General features: G+C 67.4%; 12 protein-coding genes. 9 read left to right on the top strand and 3 right to left on the bottom strand.

All coding sequences use genetic code 11. The annotated features are described in order from the left end of the window. The first annotated feature begins 369 nt into the window (after positions 1-369). The 5 genes from FZ033_RS17235 (at position 370) to FZ033_RS17215 (ending at position 7,150) form a co-directional block, all read left to right on the top strand. Positions 370-807: a MerR family transcriptional regulator gene (locus FZ033_RS17235; protein ID WP_138398445.1), complete on the top strand. Its 438-nt coding sequence runs from the start codon at positions 370-372 to the stop codon at positions 805-807. Between the two features lie 173 nt (positions 808-980). After that, a complete protein-coding gene (locus FZ033_RS17230; RefSeq protein WP_149577324.1) occupies positions 981-2,117 on the top strand; it encodes a thiolase family protein in 1,137 nt (378 codons plus the stop codon). An 11-nt stretch (positions 2,118-2,128) separates the two neighbouring features. Next, positions 2,129-4,498 (top strand): 3-hydroxyacyl-CoA dehydrogenase/enoyl-CoA hydratase family protein, encoded by a 2,370-nt coding sequence (locus tag FZ033_RS17225; RefSeq protein ID WP_149577323.1) that lies wholly within the window; start codon positions 2,129-2,131, stop codon positions 4,496-4,498. Positions 4,499-4,945: 447 nt separating this feature from the next. After that, positions 4,946-6,736 (top strand): acyl-CoA dehydrogenase C-terminal domain-containing protein, encoded by a 1,791-nt coding sequence (locus FZ033_RS17220; protein WP_149577322.1) that lies wholly within the window; start codon positions 4,946-4,948, stop codon positions 6,734-6,736. Between the two features lie 102 nt (positions 6,737-6,838). Next, positions 6,839-7,150: an SCP2 sterol-binding domain-containing protein gene (locus tag FZ033_RS17215; protein ID WP_149577321.1), complete on the top strand. Its 312-nt coding sequence runs from the start codon at positions 6,839-6,841 to the stop codon at positions 7,148-7,150. Positions 7,151-7,177: 27 nt separating this feature from the next. On the opposite strand, the gene FZ033_RS17210 is transcribed toward FZ033_RS17215, so the two are convergent. Together FZ033_RS17210 and FZ033_RS17205 are read right to left on the bottom strand one after the other, a co-directional pair. Then, positions 7,178-9,271, bottom strand: a complete 2,094-nt coding sequence (locus FZ033_RS17210) for an acyltransferase family protein (protein WP_149577320.1) — start codon at positions 9,269-9,271, stop codon at positions 7,178-7,180. A 115-nt stretch (positions 9,272-9,386) separates the two neighbouring features. Next, a complete protein-coding gene (locus FZ033_RS17205) occupies positions 9,387-11,426 on the bottom strand; it encodes an acyltransferase family protein (protein ID WP_149577319.1) in 2,040 nt (679 codons plus the stop codon). Between the two features lie 400 nt (positions 11,427-11,826). Between FZ033_RS17205 and ugpB the strand changes: the two genes are divergently transcribed. The 3 genes from ugpB (at position 11,827) to ugpE (ending at position 15,163) form a co-directional block, all read left to right on the top strand. Beyond that, positions 11,827-13,173 (top strand): sn-glycerol-3-phosphate ABC transporter substrate-binding protein UgpB, encoded by a 1,347-nt coding sequence (ugpB, locus tag FZ033_RS17200; RefSeq protein WP_149577318.1) that lies wholly within the window; start codon positions 11,827-11,829, stop codon positions 13,171-13,173. Between the two features lie 254 nt (positions 13,174-13,427). Continuing rightward, on the top strand, positions 13,428-14,312 hold the full coding sequence (gene ugpA / locus FZ033_RS17195) for a sn-glycerol-3-phosphate ABC transporter permease UgpA (protein ID WP_149577317.1): 885 nt from the start codon (positions 13,428-13,430) through the stop codon (positions 14,310-14,312). Further along, positions 14,312-15,163: a sn-glycerol-3-phosphate ABC transporter permease UgpE gene (ugpE, locus tag FZ033_RS17190; protein ID WP_149577316.1), complete on the top strand. Its 852-nt coding sequence runs from the start codon at positions 14,312-14,314 to the stop codon at positions 15,161-15,163. The genes ugpA and ugpE overlap by 1 nt, the downstream gene beginning before the upstream one ends. Positions 15,164-15,405: 242 nt before the next feature. Here the strand turns inward: ugpE and FZ033_RS17185 are convergent, their stop codons facing one another. Then, on the bottom strand, positions 15,406-15,642 hold the full coding sequence (locus FZ033_RS17185; protein ID WP_149577315.1) for an Lrp/AsnC ligand binding domain-containing protein: 237 nt from the start codon (positions 15,640-15,642) through the stop codon (positions 15,406-15,408). A gap of 190 nt (positions 15,643-15,832) precedes the next feature. Between FZ033_RS17185 and thiD the strand changes: the two genes are divergently transcribed. Then, positions 15,833-16,645, top strand: coding sequence for a bifunctional hydroxymethylpyrimidine kinase/phosphomethylpyrimidine kinase (thiD, locus tag FZ033_RS17180; RefSeq protein ID WP_149577314.1), 813 nt, complete (start codon positions 15,833-15,835; stop codon positions 16,643-16,645). Positions 16,646-16,672: the final 27 nt, after the last annotated feature.

Raw genomic sequence — 16,672 nt, 5'->3', positions numbered from 1 at the left:
GTGCAGTATTGGTTTTTTCAATGCCCTACACGTCACCTAACATGCCTAAACGAATATCTGCGTCAACTGAGTTCATTTAACCTGGAAGATGATCGCAAGGGAAAGACAAACTCGTTGTAAATGCGCCACAGTTGTCCGACCTGAACCTCCCCGCCGGGGTGAAGTGAGGGTACGCCGGGACATTTGCAATTTAAGATCGAAGACGCGCGCTTCGGCAAGCCTTCCCCCAGGCCCTCTCAACGCCCTCGCCAGCGCCTGCATCTATCCCGGCCGATGACGCAATCGCGATAAAATCCTGCCGAATCGGGGCTTGCGCCGAGGGTCAAAGCATGTATCTTCGGGGCGGATAGATGACGTATAGGTGAAGCCGTGGCATCCACAGGCAAGCGCGGCGCCGGAAGCGCCCTGACGGACACGTTCTTCACGGTCACCGAGCTGGCTCGGGACCTGTCCGTGACCCCGCGCACGATCCGCTTCTACGAGGACAAGGCCCTCATCACCCCGCGCCGCGCCGGCACCATGCGTGTCTACACCAAGCGCGACCGGGCGCGGATGGTCCTCATCCTGCGCGGCAAGCGGCTCGGCTTTTCCCTGCGCGAGATCAAGGAATACCTCGATCTCTACGACATGGACCCGACCCAGGCGGAACAGATGCGCCTGCTCCTCAAGAAGGTGCAGGTGCGGCTCGAAATGCTGGAAGACCAGCGCCTTGCGCTCGAGGAAAGCATCGTCGAGCTGAAGGAAATCGAGGAGCAGACCCTGTCCGCCCTCGAACAGGAGGCGGCCCAGAAGAAGGCCGCCGGCTGACCGAATCCCCATTCGGCCCCCGCGCCAGAGTCGGATGTACTCGGGTTGTGTAAATCCGAAGAAATGACGTCTCTAAGTTTAAAAATGAGATCGTTTTATTGATTTGGTTGCAATGCAATCTGATCAAAGCGGGATCAGGCGTGGATCAACAAGATATATAGGCAGGAGAGCCCATGCAAAACGTTGTGATTGCGGGGTACGCCCGCTCGCCTTTCGCCCTTGCCAAGAAGGGTGAACTGGCACGCGTGCGCCCGGATGACCTCGCCGCACAGGTGGTGGCGGAGCTGGTGACCCGCACCGGCGTCAAGGTCGAGGACATCGAAGACCTCATCGTCGGCTGCGCTTTTCCCGAGGCAGAGCAAGGCTTTAACATCGCCCGCCTCATCGGCATGATCGCTGGATTGCCGGACAGCATCGCCGGGGCCACGGTGAACCGCTTCTGCGGCTCGTCCATGCAGTCTGTGCACATGGCGGCGGGACAGATCCAGCTCGGCGCCGGCGAAGTCTTCATCTGCGCCGGCATCGAGAGCATGAGTCGCGTGCCCATGACCGGCTTCAATCCCATGCCCAATCCGGCGCTCTACGCCAAGCTCCCGCAGGCCTACATGGGCATGGGCGAGACGGCGGAAAACGTCGCCGCCAAGTGGCAGATCACCCGTGCCGACCAGGACGCTTTCGCTTTGAAAAGCCATGCGAAAGCGACTGCGGCCGAGGCCGCCGGCAAGTTCGCCGGCGAGATCGTTTCCATCCACATCAACGGCAAGAGCGCGACCCAGGATGGCTGCATCCGCCGCGATGCCACGGCCGAGCAGTTGGCCGGTCTGAAGCCCGCTTTTGATGAGCACGGCACCGTCACCGCCGGCACTTCCTCCCCCCTCACCGATGGCGCCTCTGCCGTTCTGGTGTGCTCGGAGGACTATGCGCAAAAGCATGGCCTGGAGCCCCTCGCCCGCCTGAAAAGCGTTGCGGTTGCTGGCTGCGCGCCGGAGATCATGGGCATCGGCCCGGTCGCGGCGACGAAGAAGGCGCTGACCCGCGCCGGCATCGACATCTCCCAGATCGACGTGGTGGAGCTGAACGAGGCCTTCGCCTCCCAAGCCCTTGCCTGTCAACGCGAACTCGGCGTCCGCGACGAAACCCTCAACATCGACGGCGGCGCCATCGCGCTCGGCCATCCACTGGGGGCCACGGGGGCGCGCATCGTCGGCAAAGCCGCCTCGTTGCTGAAGCGGGAGGGCGGGAAATACGCCCTCGCCACCCAGTGCATCGGCGGCGGACAGGGCATCGCCACCGTCCTCGAACGCGTCTGAGGGGGCGCGTCATGACCAACGCAACCCATATCGAGAGCTTCGCCGACATCGGCGGCTTCGACATCAAAAAGGTGGCCGTCATCGGCGCCGGCGTCATGGGCGCCGGCATCGCCGCCCATGTGGCCAACGCCGGTATTGAGGCATTACTCCTCGACATCGTCCCGGAGGGCGCCGCCAACCGCAACGCCATCGCCGAAAAGGCGGTGGAGAAGCTGCTGAAGGCCGATCCCGCCGCCTTCATGTCGAAGCGCGCCGCCAAGCTCGTGACCGCCGGCAACATCGAGGACAACCTCGCCGATCTTGCCTCCTGCGACTGGATCGTGGAGGCGGTGATCGAGCGCCTCGACATCAAGCAGGCGCTCTATGCGAAGATCGAGGCCGCCCGCCGACCCGGCTCGGCGGTGTCGTCCAACACCTCCACCATTCCGCTCGCCGATCTCACCGCCGGGCTGCCGGACAGCTTCAGGCGCGACTTCCTCATCACCCACTTCTTCAACCCGCCGCGCTACATGCGGCTGCTGGAGATCGTGGCCGGCGCCGATACAGCTCCCGCGACCGTGGAAGCCGTCGCCCGCTTCGCCGACGTGAAGCTGGGCAAGACGGTGGTGACCTGCAAGGACACCCCCGGCTTCATCGCCAACCGGCTCGGCACCTACTGGCTGCAGCTCGCCGTGGGCGAGGCCTTCCGCCTCGGCCTCAAGGTGGAGGAGGCGGACGCGGTGATGGGCCGGCCCTTCGGCTTTCCCAAGACCGGCGTGTTCGGCCTCATCGACCTCGTGGGCCTCGACCTCATGCCCCATGTGCAGGGCTCGCTGAAGCGCGCCCTGCCGGCCTCCGACCCGTTCCACGCTACCCTGCGCGACGAGCCGCTGATCGCGAAGATGATCGAGACCGGCTATACCGGCCGCAAGGGCAAGGGCGGCTTCTACCGGCTCAATCGCGACAATGGCGGCAAGGCGAAGGAAGCCATCGACCTTGCCACCGGCGCTTACCGCGCGCAGGAAAAGGCGAGTGTGCCGGAGCTGGAGGACGGCGGGAGCAAGGACATCTTCGCCCTCCTCGAAGCCCCCGGCACGGCGGGGCGCTATGCCCGTTCGGTCATGGCGAAGACGCTGGCGTATGCCGCGCGGCTGGTGCCCGAGGCGGCGGACGACATTGTCGCCATCGATGATGCCATGCGCCTTGGCTACAACTGGAAATTCGGGCCGTTCGAGCTGATCGACAAGATCGGCGCCGCCCGCCTTGCCGGCCTGCTCGCGGCCGATGGCGAGGAGGTGCCGGCCCTGCTCGCGCTGGCCGCCGACACCCCCTTCTACCGGGTGGAAAACGGCACGCGGCAGTATCTCGCCCTCGACGGCAGCTACCAGGACGTGGTGCGCCCGGACGGCGTGCTGCTGCTGGCCGACATCAAGCTGAAGTCGCAGCCGCTGCTGAAGAACGGCTCCGCCGCCTTGTGGGATATCGGCGACGGGGTGGTGTGCCTGGAATTCACCTCCAAGAGCAATTCGCTGGATGAGGGCATCATCACCTTGCTCGGCAGGGCGCTGAAGCTGGTGAAGGAAAAGCACAAGGCGCTCGTCATCTATAACGAGGGCTCGAACTTCTCAGTGGGTGCCAATCTCGGCCTCGCGCTGTTTGCCTGCAACATCGGCGCCTTCGGCGAGGTGGAGAAGCTGGTGGTCACCGGGCAGAAGACCTACCAGGACATGAAATACGCCCCCTTCCCGGTGGTGGCGGCCCCCTCGGGGCTGGCGCTGGGCGGCGGGTGCGAGATCCTGCTCCACGCCAGCGCCGTGCAGGCCCATGCGGAGAGCTATATCGGGCTAGTCGAGTGCGGCGTGGGCGTGCTGCCCGCCTGGGGCGGCTGCACCGCCATGCTGGAGCGCTGGGCCACCGATCCGAAATTCCCCAAGGGTCCCATGCCGGCGCCCTCCAAGGTGTTCGAGACGGTCTCCACCGCCACGGTGGCGAAATCCGCCGCCGAGGCGAAGGAGCTGAAGTTCCTGCGCGAAAGCGACGGCATCACCATGAACCGCGACCGGCTGCTTGCAGACGCCAAGGCGAAAGCCCTGGCGCTGGTGGAGGGCTACGCGCCGCCCAAGCCCGTGGAGTTCTTCCTGCCGGGTCCCACCGGCAAGGTGGCCATGGACATGGCGGTGGCGGGCTTCGCCAAGCGCGGCATGGCGACGAAGCACGACACGGTCGTCTCCGGCGTGCTGGCGGAAGTGCTCACGGGCGGCAGCGCCGACCACATCGAGCCGGTGCCCGCCGCCAAGCTGCTGGAGCTGGAGCGCGACGGCTTCATGAAGCTCATCCGCACCACCGCCACGCTGGACCGCATCGAGCACATTCTCGAAACAGGCCGGCCGCTCAGGAACTGAGGACGGCGGCGGTCGGGCAGAAGCGGTCCACCCCCTCTCCCGCGTGCGGGGGAGGGTTGGGGAGGGGTAGGGCCTCCCCGCAGAGAGTCGCCGCCGGGGTGGAAAGGCACCAGCCCCCACCCTGCCCTCCCCCGCAAGCGGGGGAGGGTTCGCACCGCTCCCGGCCACTTGGCCGGGGAGAAGAATGTTCAGGCCGTCATGGCCGGGCTTGACCCGGCCATCCACGCGGTCAGGCCGGGTCAAAGCTCCGAATGGAGCGCCAGCGGCACGGCGTGGATGCCCGGAACTCGGGTGTTCCCGAGTTCCGGCTCCCGGGAACCGAAGTCGGCAACAGCCGACTTCGGGACAAGCCCGGGCATGACGATGGTTAGAAACGCTCCGCCCCCGCTCCCGGCCACAGGGCTGGTGAGCGGCGAGGCAGGAACACAGACACGGGAGCAAAACGCCATGCAGGTCTATACCCCGCCGCTGCGCGACATGCGCTTCGTCCTCCACGAGTTGCACGGCAGCGCCGAGCTCTCCACCCTCAAGGGCCTCGAGGAGGTCACCCCCGACCTCATCGACGCCGTGCTGGAAGAGGCCGGAAAATTCGTCACGCAGGTGCTCGCCCCCCTCAACCAGTCGGCGGACCTCGAAGGCTGTACCTATGAGAACGGCGTGGTGCGCACCCCCAAGGGCTTCAAGGAAGCCTACAAGGCGTTCTGCGAGGGCGGCTGGAATGGCATCGCCTGCGATCCGCAGTATGGCGGCCAGGGCCTGCCGGCGAGCCTGAACAAGCTGGTGGAGGAGATGCTCTGCTCCGGCAACCTCGCCTTCGGCATCTGCCCCGGCCTCACCCACGGCGCCTATGAGGCGCTGAAGAATCACGCCTCGCAGGAGCTCAAGGACCGCTTTTTGCCCAAGATGGTGGATGGCGTGTGGTCCGGCTCCATGTGCCTCACCGAGCCCCAGTGCGGCACCGACCTCGGCCTCGTACGCACCAAGGCCGAGCCGCAGGCGGATGGCAGCTACAAGATCACCGGCAACAAGATCTTCATCTCCGCCGGCGAGCACGACATGGCGGAGAACATCGTCCACCTGGTGCTGGCCCGCCTGCCGGACGCGCCCAAGGGCATCAAGGGCATCTCCCTGTTCTTGGTGCCGAAATTCCTGCCGCGCGACGACGGCTCGGTGGGTCCGCGCAACGGTGTCACCTGCACCGGCATCGAGCACAAGATGGGCATCCACGGCTCATCCACCTGCCAGATGTCGTTCGACGAGGCCACCGGATGGCTGGTGGGCGAGCCCCACAAGGGCATGCGCGCCATGTTCTCCATGATGAATTCCGAGCGCCTGTCGGTGGGCACCCAGGGCCTTGGCCTCGGCGAGGCCGCCTACCAGGCCGCCGTGGCCTACGCCAAGGAGCGCCTGCAGGGCCGTTCGCTCTCCGGCGCCAAGCACCCGGACAAGCCGGCCGATCCCATCATCGTCCACCCGGACGTGCGGCGCACCCTGATGACCATGCGCGCCTACAATGAGGGCTGCCGCGCGCTCGCCGGCTGGGTGGCCCGGGCGCTCGACCTCATGGAGCATGCCGAAGATGCGCAGGAGCGCCAGCGGGCGGAGGACTTCACGGCGCTGATGACCCCCATCGTGAAGGCGCTGTTCACGGACCTCGGGTTCGAGGCCACCTCCATGGGCATGCAGGTCTATGGCGGCCACGGCTACATCCGCGACCACGGCATGGAGCAATATGTGCGCGATGCCCGCATCGCCATGATCTACGAGGGCACCAACGGGGTGCAGGCCCTCGACCTCGTGGGCCGCAAGCTGCCGGCGCACATGGGGCGCTACCTGCGCTCCTTCTTCCATCCCGTGCTCAACTACATGGATGCCAAGCTGGACGACGAGAATCTCGGCCCGCTGATCACCCCCTTGTCCAAGGCGTTCGGCGCGCTCCAGCTCGCCACCGCCCACATCGCCGAGAAGGGGCTGAAGGACCCGGAGGAAGCGGGCGCGGCGGCGACCCAGTACCTGCGCCTGTTCGGCATGGTCGCGCTGGGCTACATGTGGGTGCGCATGGCGGAAGTGGCCTTTGAGAAGCGCGTCTCCAACCCGGACGACGCCGCCTTCTACGAGGCCAAGATCGCCACCGCCCGCTTCTTCATCGAGAAGCTGCTGCCGGACGTGGCGGCGCTGTGGGGGTCCATCAAGGCCGGAAAGGCCTCCATGATGGCCCTCGACGAGGCCATGTTCTGAGGGGTCATGTTCTGGGGGCCTGCCCCCTGGAACCAGACGTACCGATTCTCGACTTCCTCCCACCGCCCCGCTTCCGGGGCGGCTTTTTTTGAGGTGACACGGATGGCCGATCTTTCCTCCCTCGTCGAAGCCATGCGCGAGCGCTCGAATGCGCTGTCCGAGCTGGGCTACAAGGTGCGCTTCGACCTCACCGACACCGGCGAGGCCATCCTGCTGGATGCCACCGGCGGCGGCGTGGAGGTGGGCGAGGGCTCGGGCGAGGCGGATGCGGTGCTCAAGCTCTCCACCGATACGCTGGACAAGCTGATCACCGGCCGCATCGGGCCGCTGATGGCGTTCTCCACCGGACGGCTGAAGGTGGAAGGCTCCCAGGGCGTGGCGCTCAAGCTCGCCGGCCTGCTCGACCAGGATTGAGCCGGCGCGGCGCGCGGGCGAGGCCCCTCAGCGGATGGCCGGGGGCGAGGCCTGTCCTGTCCCCTGCCCCGCCGCCTGCTGGCCGCCGGCGGCGGCGCGCAGAATGCCGGCGAGATTGATGAAGCCGGCGGCGGCGCGCGAGCCCTCGACGCTCAGGTGGTTGGGATCGCGATAGATCAGCGCGCCGGCCTCCATGGCAGGGCAGGTCTCCTTGCCGCAGAAGCGGTCGGAGAGCAGCACCGTGGTCACCAGCGGATTGCCTTTGGCAAGATCCAGCAGCACCTGGTTGGAGGCGGCGAGCCCCGCCAGGGTCTTCTCCCGGTCCTGCTTCAGGCAGCGGGCGGTGTCGGCGCCGGAGAACTCGGCGCGGGTGATGCAATGGGGCGGCGAGAAGCCGAATTCCGGCACCTGCCCCACCAGCACCACCGGAATGCCGAGCCGCGTCACCCCCTCCACGCTGCGCTTGAGCCCTCGGGCAAATTCCGCCCGCGCCTCCTCCGCCGAGAGATAGCGGTCGTTGCCGTCGCGGATGGCGAAGCCCGGCTGCAGGCTGGTCCAGGGCGACCAGCGCCCGGCCATGATCACGAGCTTCGGCCGCTTCTCGGCGATCAGCTCCAGCACCCCGCGGTTGAAGGCCGGGCACTGGCGCTCCAGCCCCTTGATGCTCTCGTGCAGGGTCACCACCTCGCCCAGCGGCGGACAGGCCGGCAGCATCACCAGGCGGAGGGAGGCGCCGGCCTTCGCGGCGGCCTCGCCGAGCCCGGCCATGAGCGCGCTGGCATGGGAATCGCCCCATAGCAGCACGTCGAACGGCGGCGAAACGGCCGCCGCCACGGCCCCCGACGATACCTCCGCAGGCGCCTGCCCGCCGACCACGCATTCGGGCTTGGCCGGCATGCGCATGGGGCCGCTCAGCGGCGCGCTGCACCAGGACATATAGGGGTCCTGCGCGCGGGCCAGCGCATCAGCCTGCTGGGCGAAGGCGGACATGGGCCAGAACCGCCCGTCGCGGGCGATGGCGGTGACCGCGAACGCCACCACCAGCGCCATGGCCGCGCCCCCCGCCCACACCGGCGTCCACCGGCTGGTGCCGGCCCGGTGGCGTTTGCGGAAGGGGGCTTCCACATAGAACAGGGAGAGCGTGGCAAGGCCCACGCTCGCGGCCGCGATCAGAAGCCCCTCGGTGGGAGACAGCCGCCGCTCAAGGTAGTAGCCGACCAGCACCAGCAGCGGCCAATGCCAGAGGTACAGCGAATAGGAGATGCGCCCGAAGAACACCAGCACCGGCGACGCCAGCAGGCGCTGCACGACGCCCTTCGCGCCCGAGGCCCCGCCATGGAGGATGAGCGCGGCCCCAAGGCACGGCGCCAGCGCCGCAAGGCCAGGAAAGCGGGTGTGCCGATCATAGAAGGCGATGGCGCACACGATCAGCGCGAGGCCCGCCAGCGACAGCCAGGCCCCCTTGCGCGGCGTCACCAAGGGCACCAGTCCCAAAGCGAGGGCGGAGCCGATGAGCAGCTCCCACGCCCGCGTGGGCAGGGAAAAGAAGCTCTCGATGGGATTGCGCGACAGCCGGATCTCGGCATGGGCCAGCGACACCACGATCAGCGCCAGGATGATGGGCCGCAGCAGGTTTGGGCGCACCCAGCGGATCAGCGCGAACAGGATGAGCGGGAAGAAGATGTAGAACTGCTCCTCCACCGCCAGCGACCAGGTATGGAGCAGCGGGTTGAGGTCGGCCTCAGGCTGGAAGTAATTGAGATTCTTCGCGAAATAGATGTTCGAGAAGAACAGCGTGGTGGCCCTGAGGCTGCGCGCATAGAGCAGCAGATCGGACGGCACCATGATGAAGACGGCAGCCAGCGTGGTGGCGACGAGCACCACGAACAGGGCCGGGAAGATGCGGCGGATGCGCCGGTCGTAGAAATCGAGCAGGCTGAAGCGGCCAGCCTTCATGTCCCGGAACAGGATGGCCGTGATGAGGTACCCCGATATCACGAAGAAGATATCGACGCCCACATAGCCGCCCGGGAAGGCCGACAGGTGGATGTGGAACAACACGACGGGCACGATCGCAAGCGCCCGCAGGCCGTCCACGTCGGCCCGGTAAGCCAAACCCATTCTTAACCGCCCTGATCCGTTTTCACGTCTCGCCGCCGACGTTCCATAGCCCAGCGCCCACGGGCGGGCAAATCCGAGCGGCCGGACGCACACCGGCGTCCGGCCTCCGCGCGCCTTATTCCGCGCTCGCGCCGGGGCGGACGGCGCCGGCCAGGGCCGCCGTCAGGATGCCGCGCAGCCGGTCGTCGACGCTGAACAGACGGGCGCCGGTGGCCGAGAGGTGGTCGCCGTCCACGTAGAAGAAATCCTCGCCCTTGCTGGCCCGGCAGCGGTCCTGGTCGCAGAACACGTCGGACAACAGGAACACGTCCGTGCCCGGATGCCGCGCCGCCGCCCGCGCCAGCAGGGCGTTGCCGTCGGCGAGGTAGAAGAAGGCATCGGCCCGCGACTGGGACAGGCAGGCGTTCGAATCGCCGCCGTAGAATTCCTTCCACGCGAAGCAGTGGTTGGGGGCGTAGCGATATTCCGGCGCCTGCCCCACCAGCAGCACCCGCGCTCCGAGCGCGGTGACGGCCTCGATGGTGGTATCGAGCCCCTCCAGCAGGGACTTGAAGAGCTGCTCGACCTCCGGCGGCTCGCCGCCGCGGCCGCGCATGAGGGCAGCATTGAGCGCCGGCCCGCGCGTGACCAGGGACCAGCGGGCCACCAGAATCACCAGCTTGGGCCTCACCTGCCGGATCTCTTCCAGCGCCGTCTCGTTGAAGGCGTTGCAGGCGCCGGGCGGGCCGATGCCCCTGGAGCGCGCGGCGCTGAGCAGCGGCGGGCAGCCGGGCATGGTCATCATGCGCGTGGTCAGGCCCAGGCGTTCCAGTTCCTCGGCGAAGCCGATGAAGGCGGCACCGGAATGGGAATCGCCCCACACCACCGCGTCATAGCGGCCCTCGGCGGCCTTGGCGCCCCGCGCGCAATCCACGATGGCGGTCAGGTCACGGGGGCGCCAGCCCTCGGGCATGTTGTTGCAGTTCTTCTGAACCCGGCTCTGGTCGTCGGCCGCCGCCTCCGCCGCGGCGCCGCGCGGGGAGATCGGCCAGAAGCCCCGCCCCGCCTGCGCGATGCCGGCGGAAACCCCCACCGCCACCAGGATCGCGGCGGCGCCCGCGCCGAAGCGCGCCAGCCGGTTGCCGCCCAGCGCCTGCGGCCGGCGCAGGGGCGTCTCCACATATTTCAGCGACAGCGCCGACAGCAGCACCGCGAACAGCACCACGCCCCCGGCCTCGAAATAGGTCAGGGAGCGCCCCTTCCACACCACACCAAGCACCAGCAGCGGCCAATGCCACAGATAGAGCGAATAGGAGATGCGGCCCATGTAGACGAAGCCGGGCAGGCTCAGCACGCGCGAGACCACGCCCTCCGGCGCGCAGGCCCCGGCCCAGATCACCGCCACCGCGCCGAGCACGGCGGGCGCGGCGGCAAAGCCGGGAAACGGGGTGAGGTAATTATAGGCGAAGACCGGCACGATGATCGCCGCCATGCCGGCCAGCGCCACCCACGCCGCGATCTTCGGCGCCACGCGCGGCCATGCCACGAGGGCGAGAATCGACCCCGCCATCAGCTCCCAGGCCCGGCTCATGGGCATGTAGAACGCCATGGAGGGCGCCTCGGTCACGGCGATCTGCGCATAGGCGAGCGAGGCCACCGCGATGACCACGATGGCGCCCACCGCCAGGGCCCGCCCGCCGAACCGCAGCAGGGCGAACAGCAGCAGCGGGAAGACGATGTAGAACTGCTCCTCCACCGCCAGCGACCACAGGTGCAGCAGGGGCGTATCGTTGGCCTTCGGCCCGAAATAATTGAGCGTCTGCTCGAAATAGAGGTTGGCGTAGAACAGCGCCGAGGGCGGCAGCGATTTGGAATACAGCACCATCTGCCGCGGCAGGAGGACGTACGCGGCGAGCAGCGTCGTCACCGCCAGCACCAGGAACAAGGCGGGGAAGATGCGCCGGATGCGGCGATCATAGAAATCCAGCAGTGAAAAGGTGCCGGACTTGATTTCCCGATAAAGGATCGAAGTAATCAGAAAACCGGAAACGACGAAAAAGACGTCAACTCCGATATAGCCGCCTGTAAACGGCGGGATATGACTGTGGTACAGAACGACACTTCCGACCGCAACCGCTCGCAAGCCGTCCACGTCGGCCCGATAAGCCAAACCCATCCGATTCCGCCCTGATCCGTGACGCGTTCACGTCCTCTCCGCCCGCTTTCCATAGCCCAGCGGGTCGGAGCCGGCAAATCCGGGGCGGGGGAGTTTGAACCCCCCGTCGCCGTCCGGCTTGACCGGACGGCCCATGGCGCCGCCGGGACCAAGCGGCGGGGACTTGGAAAGCGGCGAGATGGACCCTCCGGTCAAGCCGGAGGGTGACGATGGTTAGAAGCGTCCGGCGCTCCCCCGCCTCTGGCGCCGGGGGCATGCCCTGCGGCAGGATGGGGCGGTCTGGTCGCAGCTTGTCGTTGGCGCTTTGATCGTCGCCTGTCATGGAACGGTAACGCTAGGACTTCATCCATCCGGACCTGACGCGGGCCGCACGGCACCGCCGCTTTCCGTGGAGGCTCACATGGTCCATTCGTCCCGACGCGGCGTGCTCACGGCGCTACTGGTCTCCGCCTTCGCCGCGCCCCTCGCCCAGCCGGCGGCGGCGCAGACCCAGACCCAGACCCAGACCCAGATCCAGTGGTGGCACGCCATGGCCGGCCCGCTGGGGGAGAAGCTGGAAAAGCTCGCCGCCGATTTCAACGCCACCCAGGGCGAGTACAGAATCGTCCCGGTGTTCAAGGGCACCTATCCCGAGGCCATGACCGGGGCCATCGCCGCCTTCCGCGCCAGGCAGCACCCGGCCATCGTGCAGGTGTTCGAGGTGGGCACCGCCACCATGATGAGCGCCAAGGGCGCCATCTATCCCACCTACAAGCTGATGACGGACGCCGGCGAGCCGTTCGACCCCAAGGCCTACCTGCCGGCGGTCACGGGCTATTACACCGACACCGCCGGCAACATGCTGTCGTTCCCGTTCAATTCCTCGACGCCCATCCTCTATGTGAACAAGGACCTGTTCCGCAAAGCCGGGCTTGATCCGGAAACGCCGCCCAGGACCTGGCCCGAGATGGAGGCGGCGGCGCTGAAGGTGCAGGCGGCCGGGGTGCCGTGCGGCTTCACCACCCAGTGGCCGAGCTGGGTGAACCTTGAGAATCTCTCTGCCTGGCACAATGTGCCCGTGGGCACGCTGGAGAATGGGCTGGGCGGCACCGCCACCCGCCTCACCATCGCCAACCCGCTGACGCAGAAGCACTGGGAGGCCCTCGCCCGCTGGCAGAAGACCAGGATCTACGACTATGGCGGCCGCCAGTCGAAGGCAGACCCGAAATTCTTCTCCGGCGAGTGCGCCATGAGCATCGGCTCCTCGGCGGCGCGGGCCGGCATCCTCGCCAATTCCAAGTTCGAGCTGGGCTACGGCATGATGCCCTACTGGCCCGACGTTAAGGGCGCGCCGCAGAATGCCATCATCGGCGGCGCCACCTTGTGGGTGCTCACCGGCCGTCCGGCGGAGGAATACAAGGGCGTCGCCAAATTCTTCGGCTACCTGTCGCGGCCCGAAGTGCAGGCGTGGTGGCACCAGAACACGGGCTACCTGCCCATCACGCAGGCCGCCTACGACCTCTCCCGCGCCCAGGGCTTCTACGAGAAGAACCCCGGCACCGACGTCTCCATCCGCCAGATGACGCTGAATCCGCCCACGGCCAATTCCAAGGGCCTGCGCTTCGGCAATTTCCTGCAGATCCGCGACGTGATCGAGGAGGAGCTGGAGGCGACGCTGGCCGGCCAGAAGACGCCGCAAGCCGCCCTCGCCGCCGCCGAAGCCCGCGGCAACGAGCAACTGCGGGCGTTCGAGAAGGCCAATCCGTGAGGGATGCTGCTCTCGCGAAGCGGAGCTGTCGCCCCCTGCACAACGCGCCCCCTCTCCCGCTTGCGGGGGAGGGCTGGGGTGGGGGCAGAGACGCTGGGGAAGAACACGAACGGCAGGGGTGCGCGGAGCCCCCGCCCCCTCCCTCCCCTCCCCCGCAAGCTGGAGAGGGTTTACCGCGCGGATTGCGGAAGATTCGGACTCCTGCATCGGCGGGCGGTCTTTCCCCTCGCCCTTCGCCGGCACTGTGATCCCCCATGCAAGCCAAGCGCGTCACCTTCCCCGGCAAGATCACGCCCTATCTGCTGCTGTTGCCGCAGGTGGCGGTGACGCTCGTGTTCTTCGTATGGCCGGCGGGGGAGGCGCTGGTCTCGTCTTTGTTCACGCAGGATGCGTTCGGGCTCGGCAGCAGCTTCGTGGGGCTCGGCAATTTCGCCGCCCTGCTGCGTGATCCGGCCTATCTGGAGGCGGTGGGCGTATCCTTCCTGTTCGCCTTCTGCGTCACCGCGCTGGCCATGGGCCTCGGCCTCCTGTTCGCGGCGGCGGCGGATGCGCTGGGCAAGGCGGCCGGGCTCTATCAGGTGCTGCTGGTGTGGCCCTATGCGGTGGCGCCGGCGGTGGCCGGCGTGCTGTGGCTGTTCATGTTCGACCCGTCCGTGGGCATGGTCGCCCGCGCCCTGCGCACCATGGGCCTCTCGTGGAACCACGTGCTCGACGGCGGGCAGGCGCTCACCCTGGTCATCCTCGCCGCCGCGTGGAAGCAGGTGAGCTACAACTTCCTGTTCTTCTACGCGGGCCTGCGCGCCATCCCCCAGGGGGCGCTGGAGGCGGCGGCGCTGGATGGCGCAGGGCCGTTCCAGCGCTTCCGCCATATCGTGCTGCCGCTGCTCGCGCCCACCACCTTCTTCCTGCTGGTGGTGAACCTCACCTACGCCTTCTTCGACACCTTCGGCATCATCCACGCCACCACCGGCGGCGGGCCGGGGCGGGCCACCACCATCCTCGTCTACAAGGTGTTCCGCGACGGCTTCGAGGGGCTGGACCTCGGCGGCTCGTCTGCCCAGTCGGTGGTGCTGCTGGTGATCGTGGTGGCGCTGACCGCACTCCAGTTCCGCCATATCGAGCGCAAGGTGAGCTATTGATGGCCGGCACCTCGCGCCTGTCCCAGCTGTTCGCCCACCTCGTGCTCATCGCCGGGGCGGCGGTGATGATGCTGCCGCTCTATGTGGCGTTCGTGGCCTCCACGTATGCGGGCACGGATTTCCTCTCCGGCCGCGTGGGCCTCCTGCCCGGCCCGCATCTGGTGGAAAACTACCGCCTCGCGCTCACCACCGGCTCGTCCACGGCGGGCATCCCGCCGGTGGGGCCCATGCTGTGGAACTCGCTGGTGGTGGCGGTGGTAATCGCGGCGGGGAAGATTTCCATCTCCATCCTCTCCGCCTTCGCCATCTGCTATTTCCGCTTTCCCCTGCGGGTGCCGGCGTTCTGGCTCATCTTCATGACGCTGATGCTGCCGGTGGAGGTGCGCATATTGCCCACCTTCGAGGTGGTGGCGCGGCTGGATCTGCTCAATTCCTACGCTGGCCTCACGGTGCCGCTGATCGCCAGTGCCACGGCCACCTTCCTGTTCCGGCAGGTGTTCATGACCATTCCGGACGAACTGACGGAAGCTGCCCTCATCGACGGCGCGGGGCCGCTGCGCTTCTTCTGGTCGATCCTTTTGCCGCTGTCGCGCACCAATATCGCGGCCCTGTTCGTGATCCTGTTCCTCTACGGCTGGAACCAGTATCTGTGGCCACTGCTGGTGACGACCGATGCGAGCTACTACACGGTGGTGATGGGCATCCGCCGGCTCGTGGGCGCGGCGACGGAGGCCGACCCGGTCTGGCATCTGGTGATGGCCACCGCCATCCTCGCGCTGGTGCCGCCGGTGCTGGTGATCGCGGCGCTGCAACGGCTGTTCGTGCGCGGGCTGACCGAGACGGAGAAGTGAGGCTCGTTCCCCGGCCCAGCGACGGCATGCGAACTCGCATGTTTGCGAGTTCGCCCCTTGCGAAGCCAAGCGGGCAGCAGCCCGCCTGGTGCCGGAGCGCCGAGCCGGGGTCCGGCGCAAAGGCCCTGCGCAGCAGGCAAAATCAGGGGACGGTTGGGCTTTGGAAGCGCCTGCGGCGGTTCCCTGCGCTGGGTCCCGGCTCTCCTTCCGCTGCGTTCCAGTCGGCCGGGACACGAGCCCCCTCAGAACGCCTTGAAGGTGATGATGGTGCGGGTGTCCTGGATGCCGGGGAAGGTCTGCACCTTCTGGTTCACGAAGTGGCCGATGTCCGTGCCCTCATCCACGTAGAACTTGATGAGCAGATCGAACTCGCCCGCCGTGGAATAGATCTCGGAAGCGATCTCCGCATTGGCGATGGCGTCGGCCACCTCGTAGGACTTTCCGAGCTGGCACTTGATCTGGACAAAGAAGGGAACCACGGCTGAACTCCGCTTGAGCAATTCCAGCAAAAGTGCGAAGCGGTTTTGCGTCCGGAATTGCGATAAAACAAAGGCTTTAGAGCGGTATCGACACGCCCGGCGGGGCAGCCCGGCGGCGCCAAGGTGGACAAAACCGCCGGGACTGGCAAGGGTGGCCGCGCCTCATCCCGAGAACCAAGCAAGGCACCCCATGTCGCGGAAGGTCCCCATCGCCCTCACCATCGCCGGCTCGGATTCCAGCGGCGGCGCCGGCATCCAGGCGGACCTGAAAACCTTCTCCGCGCTGGGGGTCTACGGGGCCAGCGTCATCACCGCCCTCACCGCCCAGAACACGCGGGGCGTCAGCGCCATCCACGATGTGCCCGACGCCTTCATCGCCGCCCAGATGGACGCGGTCTTCTCCGACCTCGCCGTCAATGCGGTGAAGATCGGCATGCTGTCGCGCCCGGGCGCCATCCGCACGGTGGCGGAGGGGCTCACCCGCCACGGCGCCGGCCCGGTGGTGCTTGATCCGGTGATGGTGGCAGCCTCCGGCGCGCGCCTGCTCACCGACGATTCGCTCAACGACCTCAAGGCCGTGCTCATCCCGCTCGCCCACCTCATCACCCCCAACCTGCCGGAGGCGGCGGAGCTGCTGGGCGGGACGGTGGCCGAGAACGAGGACGACATGCGCCGGCAGGGCGAGGCCCTTCTCGCCCTCGGCGCCGGCGCGGTGCTGATGAAGGGCGGGCACGGCTCGGGTCCCGAGAGCGTGGATCTCCTCGTCACCCCCGGCGAGGTGACGCGCTTTGCCGCCCGCCGCCACCCCTCGCGCAACACCCACGGCACCGGCTGCACCCTCTCCTCCGCCATCACGGCGGGGCTGGCGGGCGGATCGGACCTGAAGACCGCCGTCGCCCGGGCCAAGGCCTACATCTCCGGCGCCATCGCCGCCGCGGACGAGCTGGACATCGGCTCAGGCCACGGCCCGGTGCACCATTTCTTCGCGCTGTGGGGGAAATGAGCAGCAACCTGCACCGCGCCACCTTTT

The organism is Xanthobacter oligotrophicus, from assembly GCF_008364685.1.
GTDB lineage: Bacteria > Pseudomonadota > Alphaproteobacteria > Rhizobiales > Xanthobacteraceae > Xanthobacter > Xanthobacter oligotrophicus.
The sequence above is the reverse complement of the archived record's forward strand: the minus strand, read 5'-3'. Positions and strand labels throughout refer to the sequence as shown.

Coding starts and splice junctions, on each gene's coding strand:
- ugpB (WP_149577318.1), top strand. CDS start 11,827: ATGGTCCATTCGTCCCGACGCGGCGTGCTCACGGCGCTACTGGTCTCC.
- ugpE (WP_149577316.1), top strand. CDS start 14,312: ATGGCCGGCACCTCGCGCCTGTCCCAGCTGTTCGCCCACCTCGTGCTC.
- FZ033_RS17210 (WP_149577320.1), bottom strand. CDS start 9,271: ATGGGTTTGGCTTACCGGGCCGACGTGGACGGCCTGCGGGCGCTTGCG.
- ugpA (WP_149577317.1), top strand. CDS start 13,428: ATGCAAGCCAAGCGCGTCACCTTCCCCGGCAAGATCACGCCCTATCTG.
- thiD (WP_149577314.1), top strand. CDS start 15,833: ATGTCGCGGAAGGTCCCCATCGCCCTCACCATCGCCGGCTCGGATTCC.
- FZ033_RS17220 (WP_149577322.1), top strand. CDS start 4,946: ATGCAGGTCTATACCCCGCCGCTGCGCGACATGCGCTTCGTCCTCCAC.
- FZ033_RS17225 (WP_149577323.1), top strand. CDS start 2,129: ATGACCAACGCAACCCATATCGAGAGCTTCGCCGACATCGGCGGCTTC.
- FZ033_RS17205 (WP_149577319.1), bottom strand. CDS start 11,426: ATGGGTTTGGCTTATCGGGCCGACGTGGACGGCTTGCGAGCGGTTGCG.
- FZ033_RS17230 (WP_149577324.1), top strand. CDS start 981: ATGCAAAACGTTGTGATTGCGGGGTACGCCCGCTCGCCTTTCGCCCTT.
- FZ033_RS17215 (WP_149577321.1), top strand. CDS start 6,839: ATGGCCGATCTTTCCTCCCTCGTCGAAGCCATGCGCGAGCGCTCGAAT.